This is a genomic window from Sphingobium sp. TomMM35A (genome assembly GCF_054771735.1).
Genome location: NZ_BSRC01000001.1, coordinates 1121427 through 1134256, shown reverse-complemented (window position 1 = coordinate 1134256; position 12830 = coordinate 1121427). Strand labels below are relative to the sequence as shown.

The 12830-nt window shown below is 61.8% G+C and carries 14 protein-coding genes, 1 tRNA gene and 1 other RNA gene; 13 read left to right on the top strand and 3 right to left on the bottom strand.

Annotated features, from left to right (window positions below):
- Positions 1-86: 86 nt before the first annotated feature.
- Positions 87-284 (top strand): hypothetical protein, encoded by a 198-nt coding sequence (locus ACYU8T_RS05580; protein WP_461158773.1) that lies wholly within the window; start codon positions 87-89, stop codon positions 282-284.
- Here ACYU8T_RS05580 and ACYU8T_RS05575 read toward each other — a convergent pair whose 3' ends face one another.
- Complete coding sequence (locus ACYU8T_RS05575; RefSeq protein WP_461158772.1) at positions 285-1376, bottom strand: HPP family protein; 1092 nt, start codon at positions 1374-1376, stop codon at positions 285-287.
- A gap of 138 nt (positions 1377-1514) precedes the next feature.
- Positions 1515-2171, bottom strand: coding sequence for an alpha/beta hydrolase (locus ACYU8T_RS05570; protein WP_037463024.1), 657 nt, complete (start codon positions 2169-2171; stop codon positions 1515-1517).
- Between the two features lie 146 nt (positions 2172-2317).
- On the opposite strand from ACYU8T_RS05570, the gene ACYU8T_RS05565 reads away from it, so the two are divergent.
- From ACYU8T_RS05565 to ACYU8T_RS05510, 12 genes are all read left to right on the top strand, one after another.
- Complete coding sequence (locus ACYU8T_RS05565) at positions 2318-3355, top strand: cysteine desulfurase family protein (protein ID WP_461158771.1); 1038 nt, start codon at positions 2318-2320, stop codon at positions 3353-3355.
- On the top strand, positions 3352-4443 hold the full coding sequence (locus ACYU8T_RS05560; RefSeq protein ID WP_461159755.1) for a cysteine desulfurase family protein: 1092 nt from the start codon (positions 3352-3354) through the stop codon (positions 4441-4443). The genes ACYU8T_RS05565 and ACYU8T_RS05560 overlap by 4 nt, the downstream gene beginning before the upstream one ends.
- An 18-nt stretch (positions 4444-4461) precedes the next feature.
- Positions 4462-4797: a 2Fe-2S iron-sulfur cluster-binding protein gene (locus ACYU8T_RS05555; RefSeq protein WP_097091619.1), complete on the top strand. Its 336-nt coding sequence runs from the start codon at positions 4462-4464 to the stop codon at positions 4795-4797.
- A 3-nt stretch (positions 4798-4800) separates the two neighbouring features.
- Positions 4801-5739, top strand: a complete 939-nt coding sequence (gene blaSGM / locus ACYU8T_RS05550; protein ID WP_461158770.1) for an SGM family class A beta-lactamase — start codon at positions 4801-4803, stop codon at positions 5737-5739.
- Positions 5740-5780: 41 nt separating this feature from the next.
- An RNA gene (gene ffs, locus ACYU8T_RS05545) (signal recognition particle sRNA small type) lies at positions 5781-5878 on the top strand.
- A 50-nt stretch (positions 5879-5928) separates the two neighbouring features.
- On the top strand, positions 5929-7530 hold the full coding sequence (locus tag ACYU8T_RS05540; protein WP_461158769.1) for a DNA polymerase III subunit gamma/tau: 1602 nt from the start codon (positions 5929-5931) through the stop codon (positions 7528-7530).
- Positions 7527-7850 carry a YbaB/EbfC family nucleoid-associated protein gene (locus tag ACYU8T_RS05535; RefSeq protein ID WP_461158768.1) on the top strand — a complete coding sequence of 108 codons (324 nt, stop codon included), beginning with the start codon at positions 7527-7529 and terminating at the stop codon, positions 7848-7850. Before ACYU8T_RS05540 ends, ACYU8T_RS05535 begins: the two co-directional genes overlap by 4 nt.
- A gap of 133 nt (positions 7851-7983) precedes the next feature.
- Positions 7984-10380: an endopeptidase La gene (gene lon / locus ACYU8T_RS05530; RefSeq protein WP_461158767.1), complete on the top strand. Its 2397-nt coding sequence runs from the start codon at positions 7984-7986 to the stop codon at positions 10378-10380.
- Positions 10381-10563: 183 nt separating this feature from the next.
- Positions 10564-10836: an HU family DNA-binding protein gene (locus ACYU8T_RS05525; RefSeq protein ID WP_097091614.1), complete on the top strand. Its 273-nt coding sequence runs from the start codon at positions 10564-10566 to the stop codon at positions 10834-10836.
- Positions 10837-11092: 256 nt separating this feature from the next.
- A tRNA-His gene (locus ACYU8T_RS05520) sits at positions 11093-11169 on the top strand.
- Between the two features lie 63 nt (positions 11170-11232).
- The gene (hisI, locus tag ACYU8T_RS05515) at positions 11233-11604 is read left to right on the top strand and encodes a phosphoribosyl-AMP cyclohydrolase (protein ID WP_461158766.1); all 372 of its coding nucleotides are present in this window, start codon (positions 11233-11235) and stop codon (positions 11602-11604) included.
- Positions 11591-12121, top strand: coding sequence for a hypothetical protein (locus ACYU8T_RS05510; protein ID WP_461159754.1), 531 nt, complete (start codon positions 11591-11593; stop codon positions 12119-12121). The genes hisI and ACYU8T_RS05510 overlap by 14 nt, the downstream gene beginning before the upstream one ends.
- A gap of 6 nt (positions 12122-12127) precedes the next feature.
- Here ACYU8T_RS05510 and ACYU8T_RS05505 read toward each other — a convergent pair whose 3' ends face one another.
- Positions 12128-12805, bottom strand: coding sequence for a L,D-transpeptidase family protein (locus ACYU8T_RS05505; RefSeq protein ID WP_461158765.1), 678 nt, complete (start codon positions 12803-12805; stop codon positions 12128-12130).
- Positions 12806-12830 lie beyond the last annotated feature (25 nt).

Here is a 12830-nt window from a genome sequence, read left to right as displayed (position 1 = left end):
ACGCAAAAGGTGATTCGTTTCCCGCGCCTCTTAGGGGCAGAGCCGCCCAATTGCCACAGTCCAGCTGGCCGCTTATGGCCTGCTTCATGGCAGCGACGATATTATCCATACTCATGCTCGCGGGATTGCTCCTCACAAGCGGCGGCATCTACGCCGTGGTGAAGAAGGGCGACCGCAAGCGCGGAATTCTGATGATCATAGCCGGGTTGGTGATGTTCGCCAATGTCGCCATCTCTGCAATTCCGGGGCCTGACGTGCCAATGCTGGAACGTCAGGCCAACTGATCAGGCGCGGAGCGCCATTGCGGCGAGAAGGTCTGTTTGGGTCACCATCCCGCGCAGCTCGCCGTCATGTCCGACAACAATGGCTTCATGCGTCAATCCGCTCGTCAGCGGACGGAGCAATTGCGATACGGGCGTCTGCTCTGACACCAGCAATGGATCGGATGCTATGTCGCCAGCGGTTTGTCCTGCGCGCGCCAGATCAAGCAGACCAAGCACGCCCTGGACGCGCGCGTCGTCATCCAGCACGGGCATGGACAGTAGCCGCCGCTCCTGGAGCAGTGCGGCCGCTTCGGTGATGGGCTGCCCAGCACGAACCGAAACAATGTCCCGCGACATGATCTCGCCGCAAGTCAGCGAGGCATGGCTGCGTTCAGCTGCCCGGACCTCCGCATCGTGCAGAACGACTTGCAAGTCAGCTGCATCGACGTCGAGCATATCGCCATAGGCTTGCAACGCTTCCTCGACATCCTGCTCGGAAGGCGGCGTTCTCAGCAAAGGCGCCGGGTCACTGGTTCCATGTGCGTTCGGAGCCTTGGGCGGAACATGGGGGTAGCTGTGACCCGCGACACGGTGGAACAGGATTGCGATCGCCACGAGCAAGGCGGTGTTCAGCCCCACCGGTACGACAGCGAACATATAGCTCGGCGCGCCATTCATCGCGCCCAATACGGCCGAGAGCGCCACGGCGCCGCCCGGAGGATGGAGGCAGCGGAGCAGGGACATGCCACCGATGGCGCAACCGACTGCCAGAGCGGCGGCGACGGTGGGGTCGGGAATCAACTTCGCCACGGTAATGCCAATCAGCGCGGATACGACGTTGCCGCCAAACACCGGCCATGGCTGGGCAAGAGGGCTGGCAGGAACTGCAAACAACAGCACCGCCGATGCACCCATGGGCGCCACCAGCAGGGGATGGGCGATGCCGTTGCCCAGCATCAAGCCGCACAACAAGCCTGTAATCGCGATCCCGCCGATCGCTCCGCTCGCAGCCTTCAACCGGTCGAAGAAGCCGGGGCCTGCGGGCGCAGGGATGAAGGCGCTGTAATAGCGGCTCCAGATCAGACGAACGTCGTTGTTCTTCGCTTCACTCATGGCCCGCCGCCGCTAGTCGCGGCCGGGATGCAGGCCAAGACATATTTTCTTGATGCCATATCGGTCGATCCCGACTGCCTCCAGAATCAGCAAAGGGCCGCGTTACAACCGCGGCCCTTCACAAACATCATAGCTGGCTCAGCGGATCGGCGAGTCGGGCGCCAGCCGCATGTCGAGATAATTGTCGACGGACTTCATCAGCTGATCCAGCTCATGCTCGAAAAAGTGGTTTGCGCCACGGATTTCGTCATGATGAATGGTGATGCCCTTTTGCGTGCGCAGCTTGTCGACCAGCTTTTGCACGGCGCTTGCCGTCACCACCTCATCCGCCGTTCCCTGCACGATGATGCCTGAAGCGGGGCAGGGAGCAAGGAATGAGAAGTCATACATGTTCGCGGGCGGAGCGACCGAGATGAAGCCCCGAATTTCCGGACGGCGCATCAACAGCTGCATGCCGATCCATGCGCCGAAGGAGAAGCCGGCGATCCAGGTCGTCTGCGCTTCGGGGTGGAAGCTCTGTACCCAATCGAGCGCTGCGGCGGCGTCGCTCAGTTCACCGATCCCATTGTCAAACGTCCCCTGGCTTCGGCCGACGCCACGGAAATTGAAGCGGAGCACCGCGAATCCGCGCTTCACGAACGTCTTGTAAAGAGCTTGCGTGATGCGGTCGTTCATCGTGCCGCCACCCTGCGGATGCGGATGCAGGATCATCGCGACCGGTGCGCGCGGGCGCGGCGGGGGGCTGAAACGGCCTTCGAGACGGCCTTCGGGTCCGGGGAAAATAACGTCGGGCATGGCACCTGTTATGGTTCTGGCCGCCACCCGAATGAAGGAGGCCGGCGGTTGGATGCGGGCGCGCGACAGCCAATGCTGGCGTTGCGCGGCAGACCGCCTATATAGAAGTCGTCGCCATTTCCGCAATCAATGAGTATCATCGCCTCGTGGCCCTCGCTCGCCTTTATCTGGACCACGCAGCGACGACGCCCATGTTGCCGCAGGCGAAAGCCGCCATGACCGAGGCGATGGAGCGATGGGCCAATCCGTCCAGCCCCCATGCCGAAGGACGCGCAGCCCGCGCGGCGCTTGAGGAGGCCAGGTCGCGTATCGCTGCCGCTCTGGACTGGAATGGCCACATATTGTTCACTTCCGGAGCGAGCGAGGCGATCGCCATAGGCCTGAAGAGGGCGAAGACGTCCCACATCATCACGTCGCCAGTAGAACATGATTCGGTTCTACGCACCACATCTGGCGCGGAACGGCTGAAAGTTGAGCCGGACGGCTTGGTTGCTTTGGCTTCGGCATCGCATGGAAAGGACACGATCCTTGCCATCCAGCACATCAACAACGAAACAGGCGTCATCCAGCCGCTCGATGCATTGAACCGCGATGGAGCAATGCTGTTCGCCGACTGCGCCCAAAGCGCGGGCAAGCTTCCGCTCCCCGATGCTGACATGATCGCCATCAGTGCGCATAAATTCGGTGGGCCTCCGGGCATAGGCGCGCTGCTGGTGCGTGACTTGGCGCTCCTTCAACCCAGCGGAGGGCAGGAGCAGGGATACCGGGCGGGTACGGAGAACGTTCCCGCTGTCCTCGCCATGACCGCGGCTTTGGAGCATCGGCCGAACTGGCTTCCTGCTGCTGCCTCACTCCGGCAGCGACTGGACCATGCGATCGAAGAAGCAGGCGGCGAAATCGTCGCGCGAGCCGCTCGGCGCAGTCCGGCGATCGCCAGTTACCGCATGCCCGGCGTGTCCGCTCGCGCTCAGCTGATCCAGTTCGACCTCGCCGGAATCTCCGTCTCGGCGGGCAGCGCTTGCTCTTCCGGATCGCTTAAGACCAGCCACGTCCTCCATGCCATGGGCTGGGATGATGGCGCGGCCGGTGAAGTCATAAGGGTTAGCTTTGGCCCGGCCACAAGCGACTCCGATATCGATCGCTTCCTGGAACAGTGGCTGAAGATCGCGAGCAGGCGGGCGTGACCATCTATCTCGACTATCAGGCGACTACGCCTCTGGCACCCGAGGTCTTCGATGCCATGGTGCCGCTTCTGCGCGACCAGTTCGCCAATCCGCACAGCGCTCATCGGCTGGGCAGGGCTGCGGCGGCGCAAGTGGAACTCGCCCGCGAGCAGATCGTCAGCCTGCTGCCCGAAGGTGGAAGACTGATCTTCACGTCGGGTGCTACAGAAGCGCTCAACATCGCGATCTCCGGCATATCGTCCGGGGAGATCGTGACCTTGGCTACGGAACATGCTGCGGTTCTCGACACCGTTGCTGCCCTCGGGGCGAAGGGCCGCTCTATCAAGCTGCTACCGGTTGGCAGCGACGGCCTTGTCGACTTGGATGCCGCTCGGGCCGCCATCACGCCCGGCGTGTCCCTGGTAGCCGCGATGCTGGTGAACAATGAAATCGGCGTCGTGCAGCCCGTCGAAGAGTTGGCCGATCTTGCCCACCGCGTGGGCGCGCTTTTCCTGTGCGATGCGGTGCAAGGCTGTGGCCGCGTTCCCATACCCAGCAATTGCGACATGGTCGCCATCAGCGCGCACAAAATCCACGGCCCCAAGGGCGTGGGAGCGCTCTGGTTGCGGGAAGGCATCAGGCTGGACCCCATAATATATGGCGGTGGGCAAGAAGCGGGCTTGCGCTCCGGTACGCTGTCGCCTGCCCTATGCGCCGGGTTTGGCGTCGCTGCCGGGCTGATGCGCGAAAGAGCCGCCCAAGACCGAGTTCATATCGACGCGCTTTGGGATAAAGCGCGCGTCCTGTTCGACGACTGGACCCTGAACGGCAGCGCTGAAGCCCGCTATCACGGCAACCTCAATATCCGCCGCGATGGCGTCGATGGCGCGCGCCTGTTGTCGGACTGCCGCAATGTCGCATTTTCATTGGGAAGTGCTTGCGCGAGCGGCTCCGGACGGCCAAGCCATGTCTTGCGCGCCATCGGATTGTCGGACTGGGAGGCGCGTGGATCGGTGCGGATCGGTTTCGGCCGATACACGACGCTGGCCGAGCTGGAGAGTGCCGCAAAGATGATGAACGAGGCGGCAGCCGTACAAGCGGCGCCGTAGACAAGGGAAGCCGCAATCATGGTCAGGGTCACATTCGTCAGCGCGGACGGTGAAGATCGGCGGGAGGTTGATGCCGCCGCCGGTTCGGTTTTGCTGGAAGTGGCCCAGGCGGCAGGCCAGCCGCTGGAAGGAACCTGCGAAGGGCAGATGGCCTGCTCGACCTGCCATGTGATCGTGGAGGCGGCAGACTTTCCCAAGCTGACCCCTGCAAGCGAAGCGGAAGAAGATATGCTGGATCTCGCAGCCGCCGCCACGCGGACCAGCCGTCTGTCCTGCCAGATCATATTAGAGGACAAGCTTGATGGGCTGACTGTCCGCATTCCAGGCGAATCCTACAATATGCAGGGCATGTAACGGATGCGCGCCTGCATCAGTGCCGCCATATTGGCGGTCATCTCGCTTTCTGGATCAGCCAGCGCGCAACAGGATGGCGCTCGCCAGTCGCTGCTCCCTGCCGCTCCGCGCTACACGGTCAGCGAATCGGTCGTGAAGTCCGTGCGCAACCCGCGAGAGATCGAAAAGGAGACCGGGGCCCGTCTCGGTGTAGCGCTGGTCGATAGCAAGGGCGCCTTGCTCCTCGGCTTCAACCGGGATGAACGCTTCGCCATGTGTTCGACGTTCAAGGCGCCACTGGCAGCGGCTGTGTTGATGGGCTCCGATGCCGGACGGTTCGGGCTGGAGGGACAAGTCGCCTTCACCGACGCGGACATCCTGGATCACGCGCCAGTCGTGAAAGCGAACCGCAAGCGCGGTCGCCTCTCCATGGCGGAGCTGGCCAAAGCCGCGGTGGAAGTCAGCGACAACAGCGCGGCGAATCTGCTGCTGCCGATGATCGGTGGGCCGGAAGGCCTCACCGCCTTCATCCGCGCACATGGAGACACGGTCACGCGTCTGGATCGTACAGAGCCCTTGCTCAACGAGAATATGGAGGGTGACGTTCGCGACACTACAAGTCCAGCCGCTATGGCTGGTTTGATCGCGCGTCTGATCTTCCGGGACATGAAGCCCGAAAGCGCGGAGCGTCTTCGAACCTGGCTGAACGGCAGCACGACTGGCGACAAGCGGATCAAGGCCGGTCTGCCCAAGGGCTGGACTTCGGGCAGCAAGACGGGAAGTTGCGGCACAGCCTATAATGACGTGGCGTTGGTGAAGACCCCATCGGGTGAGGAATATCTGCTCGCCATCTATCTCGATCGTCCGAAGGTGGACGGCAAGGCGGCAGATGCGGCCATTGCGGAAACGGCCCGCGCCGCACTTGAATTCGTATCAAAGGCACAGCGGACCGGGTTGGAATAACCCAGCCCTTGCCATCGCGACGGGCTTTCGCCATATGCCGCGCCGGGAGTCGGGCGGACGTGGTCGTCGCCAACCTGGTCAGGTCCTGACGGAAGCAGCCACAACGATTTCGCCGCGGGTCGTTCCGGCTCCCACCTTTATTCGGCTTCCGGCTTCGACAGCCGCTCCTCAAGCCGCTAGATTGTTACCATGTCCGATTCACCTCAGCCCTATCGCGTGCTCGCGCGCAAATACCGGCCGCGCAGCTTTCGCGAACTGATCGGGCAGGATGCCATGGTCCAGACGCTGGGTAATGCGATCCGGCGAGGTAGGTTGGCGCATGCCTTCCTCATGACCGGGGTGCGAGGCGTCGGTAAGACGTCGACCGCCCGCCTCATTGCCAAGGCGCTGAATTGCGTCGGCGCTGACGGGCAGGGCGGCCCGACTATCGACCCTTGCGGCGTCTGCGAACCCTGTCTGGCGATTGCGGAAGGCCGTCACATCGACGTGGTCGAAATGGACGCGGCAAGCCATACCGGCGTCGACGATGTGCGCGAGATCATCGAGGCGGTGCGCTATGCCGCCGTGTCAGCCCGCTACAAGATCTACATCATCGACGAAGTCCACATGCTCTCGAAGAACGCGTTCAACGCGCTCCTCAAGACACTGGAAGAGCCGCCCGCCCACGTGAAATTCCTGTTCGCCACGACAGAGGTGAACAAGGTTCCGATCACCGTACTTTCCCGCTGCCAGCGCTTCGACCTCCGCCGCATCCCGGCCGAACTGCTCGCCGCCCACTTCGCCCATGTGGTTGAGGCGGAGCAGGTCGCCGCCGAAGAAGATGCCCTGGCGCTCATAGCCCAGGCAGCCGAAGGCTCCGCTCGCGACGGCCTGTCGATTCTCGACCAGGCGATCGCCCATGCCGAGATGGGGGAGGGTGCCCCGCTCGTCACCGCCGCTCAGGTGCGCGAGATGCTCGGCCTGTCGGATCGTGGCGCTGTTCGTCGCCTGCTCGGGCTTCTGCTGGAGGGAGATACCGGCGCGCTTCTCTCCGCCGTGCGTGAGCAATATGCTTTGGGGGTCGAGCCTCTTGCTCTTCTTCGCGGCCTCCTTGAACTGGTGCACGCCGTCACATTGATGAAGGCCGGCCGTGACCTCGCGACACCCGGACAATCGGCGGAGGAGCGTGAGGCGCTTGCTGATTGGGCGTCGCAAATCGGCTTCGCACCGCTCCATCGTCTGTGGCAGTTGCTGCTCAAGGGTCATGATGAAGTCTCGAGCGCCGCATTCCCGATTGAATCCTGCGAAATGGCTTTGCTCCGCGTCATGCACGCCGCGACCATGCCTGATCCGGGGGAGATCGCCAAGCTCCTGCGTGAAGGCGGGGTTCCGTCGGTCCAGGGAGCGGCAGCGACCCCATCAACCACGTCCGCCGCATCACTGCCCACCGACGTAAAGGCTGTCGTGGACCTTCTTTGGGAACAAAAAAAGGGGCGGCTCGCTGACTTCCTTCATGATTGTGTGCGCATCGTCCGCTTCGATCCGCCAGAGATGGAATTGCAGCTTACGCAAGATTGGACTGACGGAGATTTCTGCCGGACTCTCGCCATCGAGTTGCAGAAGGCGACAGGCTCGCCATGGCAGATCAGGCGAAGCGAAGGCAGTGCTGCTCCCTCGCTGTTGGAGGAGCAGCAGCAGACTGAGGTGCGGGAACGCGCCGAGATATTCGATACCCCAGTGGTGAAAGCCGTGCTTGCAGCTTTCCCCGACGCCGATCTTGATCGGACCGAACCATGGAGCGCAGAGCGATGAAGGATCTGAACGAAATATTGGGCATGGCCAGCCGGGTGCAGGAAGAACTGCAGCGTGCGCAGGAAAATCTCGACAAGATCGAGGTTGAGGGTTCTGCCGGTGGTAGCTTGGTAAAGGTTCGCGCTTCCGCCAAGGGCCGAATCCTTGGCGTGTCCATCGACGAAGGCCTGCTCGCTCCTAGCGAGAAGCAGATGCTGGAAGATCTGGTCACGGCGGCGTTCAACGACGCCCGCAAGAAGGCGGATGAGGCCAGTTCCAGCGAAATGTCGAAGATGACCAGCGGCCTGCCTCTGCCCCCAGGTTTCAAGCTGCCCTTCTGATGAAAAGCCGAGATGCAGTCGGTTCCTGCTTTCCGTGAAAAGGACGGCACCAATTGAATGAGGCGCTAACTGCCCCCATAAAGCGATGAACCGCATGGCAGAGCCAAGAATGGAGCGGCCCTCCGGAGATTGAATGACTACGCAATATCCCCTTCTTCCGCTGCGCGACATCGTCGTGTTTCCGCAGATGATCGTCCCCCTCTTCGTCGGCCGCGACAAGAGCGTCGCTGCTCTTGAATCGGCGATGGAAGGAAACAAGGAAATCTTCCTCGTTTCGCAGCTTGATCCTGCCGAGGATGATCCCAACCGGGACTCGCTCTACGACACCGGTGTCATCGCGATCGTGCTTCAGCTCCTGAAGCTGCCTGACGGCACCGTCCGGGTTCTCGTCGAAGGGAAGCATCGCGCACAATTGCAGTCGATCAGTACGGCTGAAAACCATCTCGTGGCCGAAGTCCAGCCGATGGAGGAGATTGCAGCTGAAGGGCCCGAGGCAGCAGCGCTGATGCGCTCTGTCGCGGAGCAGTTTGAGAATTACGCGAAGCTCAACAAGAAGCTGCCCGCCGAGACGCCGGTCCAACTGCGTGAGATCGAGGACGCCGGCCGTCTGGCGGACGCTGTCGCCGCCAACATCAACGTAAAGGTCGCCGACAAGCAATCGCTGCTGGTCGAGGCTGATCCGGTCAAGCGCCTGGAGATGGTTTTCGCCTTCATGGAGGGCGAGCTTGGCGTCCTGCAGGTCGAAAAGAAGATCCGTGGCCGTGTGAAGCGGCAGATGGAGAAGACCCAGCGCGAATATTATCTGAACGAGCAGCTGAAGGCGATCCAGCGCGAGCTGGGTAATGGCGAAGGCGAGGAGGGTGATGAACTCGCCGAACTCGCCGACAAGATCGCCAAGACCAAGCTCAGCAAGGAAGCGCGGGCAAAGGCGACGGCCGAGTTCAAGAAGCTGAAGGGCATGCAGCCCATGTCGGCTGAAGCGACGGTCGTACGCAATTATCTCGATGTGCTGCTCGGCCTGCCTTGGGGCAAGAAGGGCAAGGTCAAGACCGACCTCAAGCGCGCGCAGGCGATCCTGGATGAGGATCATTTCGCGCTGGAAAAGGTCAAGGATCGGATCATCGAATATCTCGCGGTGCAGGCGCGCACCAACAAGCTGAAGGGGCCGATTCTCTGCCTCGTCGGTCCTCCGGGCGTCGGCAAGACCTCGCTCGGACGCTCGATCGCGAAAGCAACGGGACGTGAATTCGTGCGCCAGTCGCTTGGCGGCGTGCGCGACGAAGCGGAAATCAGGGGTCACCGGCGCACCTATATCGGCTCGCTCCCCGGCAAGATCGTGACCAACCTCAAGAAGGCCGGGACGATGAACCCGCTCTTCCTGTTGGACGAGATCGACAAGCTGGGTCAGGATTTCCGGGGCGATCCGGCGTCCGCTCTGCTGGAGGTTCTCGATCCGGAGCAGAACAGCAAATTCCAGGACCACTATCTGGAGATCGACGTCGATCTGTCGGACGTCATGTTCGTCACGACGGCCAACTCACTGAACCTTCCGCAGCCGCTGCTGGACCGGATGGAGATCATCCGGCTCGAAGGCTATACCGAGGACGAGAAGGTCGAGATCGCGCAACGCCATCTGCTGCAAAAGCAGATCGACGCGCATGGCCTCAAGGAAGGTGAGCTGGAAGTCACCGAAGCGGCCATCCGCGACCTGATCCGCCATTATACGCGCGAAGCGGGCGTCCGCACGCTCGAACGTGAAGTGGCAAGGCTGGCCCGTAAGGCGCTCCGCAAGATACTGGAAGGCGTCTATGACAAGGTCACGATCACGCCTGAAAATCTTGCCGAATATGCTGGCGTCCGGAAGTTCCGCCATGGCGTGGGTGAAGAAGAGAACCAGATCGGCGCCGTGACTGGCTTGGCCTGGACCGAAGTCGGCGGCGAGCTTCTGACCATCGAAGCGGTCACCGTGCCGGGCAAGGGCGCGATCCGCACCACGGGTAAGCTTGGCGAGGTGATGAACGAATCCGTTCAGGCGGCCTTCTCTTATGTGAAGGCGCGCTCGCCCGGTTACGGCATCAAGCCCAGCATCTTCACGCGCAAGGATATCCATATCCACTTGCCCGAAGGCGCGGTGCCGAAGGACGGACCGTCGGCGGGCATAGGCATGGTGACCAGCATCGTTTCGACGCTGACCGGCATCCCAGTCCACAAGGATGTGGCGATGACAGGCGAAGTCACGCTGCGTGGCCGGGTGCTTCCGATTGGCGGCCTCAAGGAAAAGCTGCTGGCGGCCCTCCGTGGTGGCATAAAGACCGTGCTGATCCCGGCGGAGAATGAGAAGGATCTGGCAGAGATCCCCGCTAATATCCGGGAAGGGCTGGAAATCGTACCCGTATCCCATGTCGACGAGGTGCTTGCCCGCGCACTGGTGTCAGTGCCCGAAGCGATCGCCTGGACGGAAGAGGACGACCTCGCTGCTCAGCCGAGTCCTGCCGCTGGGCGGGATGGTGACGCAACGCTTCGTCACTGATTGCAAGTGCGACGCTGATTAACCGCTACGTTCAGTGAGATTTCAGCCTGTGGCTGAAAATCTCATTGGAGGTGGCGGCTTCGTCGCTTTCCCTTTGACAGCCGTTCAAAGCTGCGCCTTATTGCGCCGCCTATGCCGCGATTCCTTAGGTATTCACACATTTAGAAGGGGGGTTCCAAAGGTATGAACAAGCAGGATTTGATCAGTGCTGTTGCGGAAAGCAGCGGCCTCAGCAAGAGCGACGCGACCAAGGCTGTTGAAGGCGTGTTCGATTCTATCTCCTCCGCGCTCAAGAAGGGCGATGAAGTTCGCCTTGTCGGCTTCGGCACATTTTCCGTTTCCCAGCGCAAGGCATCGACGGGCCGTAATCCGCGCACTGGCGAAACCATGACGATCAAGGCGTCTGCTCAGCCCAAGTTCAAGGCTGGCAAGGGCCTCAAAGACTCGGTCAATTAAGATCGGAACTGGCGTCGTCATCGGCGCCCACTTGCACAATAGGACCGTTTGGCATCGCGGCCAGATGGTTGGGAGAGTAGCTGCAACAGGGGGAAAACGCTCCGTTGCGCTGATGTACTGAACAGAGGGAAGAGGGGCGCGGACCGTCGGTTTCGCGCCCCGTTTCTTTTTCAGTCTTATAGTCGCATTTGTCAGCTTGACGGCCATCCAATGGCCGCATATGTGCCGCATCTCTCCTGGGCCAAACGGCCCTGTGGCGATCGTAGCTCAGTTGGTTAGAGCGCTGGTTTGTGGTACCAGAGGTCGCGGGTTCGGATCCCGTCGATCGCCCCATCTTCTCCCTTTTTCTCGTCGCATGGGCTTCGCATCGGCCTTCGACCGTCTTATAGCCGGGCTATGGACGAACCACGCGACAAGGGGCTGACCCTCAATCCGAAATATGACCGCGACGGGCTGATCACAGCGGTCGTCACTGACGCTGCCACCGGCGAGGTGTTGATGCTCGCCCATATGAATGATCAGGCGCTGGCACTGACGATAGAGACGGGATTGGCCCATTTCTGGTCGCGCAGCCGCCAGTCCTTGTGGAAAAAGGGCGAGACCTCCGGCAACATGCTGGAGGTGCGTGACCTCCGGATCGACTGCGACCAGGACGCGGTGTGGGTGAAGGCAGTTCCGGCGGGTCCCACCTGTCATACTGGTGCGCGTTCCTGCTTTTTCCGTCGCGTTGGCGCGGAAGGACTGACGGCTGTCGATACGGTGGAATAGCCTAGCCCTCCTGTCGCTGCTCGCCGCCTGCCAAGGTAACGGCGAGCGGTCAGGCACCGTTTCGGGCAACATGGCTTCCGCATCGGGGCTGGAGCGCGCGGCGATCGAAAGCGGCGTCATCGCGGATAACTCCAGATCGTCTCCCGTCGGCCTTTTCCGCAGGCGCCATGAGGCGGGCAGCGACAGTCTCTGCATCATCCCCGCTCAAGCCGGTGAGTTGCGCTTCGGCGTGGAAGCGGTGTTCGGAGAAGATCAGAGCTGCCGAGGGCAGGGAAGTGCAAGACGCGCCGGGGATAAACTGATCTTCAGTTTCGACCGTGGCGGTCGCTGTATCATCGTGGCTCAGTATGATGGCGATCAAATCGCCTTCCCCGGGGTTCTCGACATGAAATGCGCCGCCCTGTGCGAAGGCCGTGGATCGTTGGAGGGCGTCAGCTTTCCTCGATCAGCCAGCGAGGCCGGCGTTGCTCTGCGAGCGGAAGATCGTAACGGAAACGCGCTCTGCCGACAGGATTAGGCGCGTTCAGCCCGCTTTGCCGACATGGCTGGTATCCAGCATTTTGCCCTGCGTGATGATTACCAGATCGCCCAGCTTGACTGCCGCAAACAGCTTGCGGGCAAAGGCTGTCGGCACGCCGATGCAGCCATGGGTGGCATTGCCCCATTGGACATCGCTGCCGTGGATCGCCACACCGTCATTCGTCAGCCGCAGCATGTAGGGCATGGGCGCGTCGTAAAGGTTGGATACATGGTCTGCGTCCTTCTGCGTGATCGGGAACGCTCCAAGCGGGCTTGGCTTGTCGTCCGCGCCGTAGATGATCACCGCCGCGCCGATCTCATGACCGTCCCGAAAAGCGGACAAGGTCTGCGCCTTCAGGTCCACTGTGATGATGACTGGACCCGCTGCCGGGGCACGGCTCTCATCCCAGACATAGTCGCCGTGGCGAAACGGTGTCTCTATCGGCAACACGCTCTTGACCACCAGAGCATGGGGATCAACCGGCAACGGCTGCGAGCGGCTACGCTCCACCAGCGCCGGGCTAGAGACCCTCTTCTGAGCGGGAGCATCCTGCCGCGGCGATTGCAGATCGCGCCCGCGATCCACATAGCTTCCCACCAGCAACCCAACAGCGCCGAGCGCGCCGCCGATCAACAGCTTCGGGCCAGCCAGCTTCGCAACGTTCCTGAACAATCCTGCCATGTTCGCCTTGTTGGACGAAAAAGGT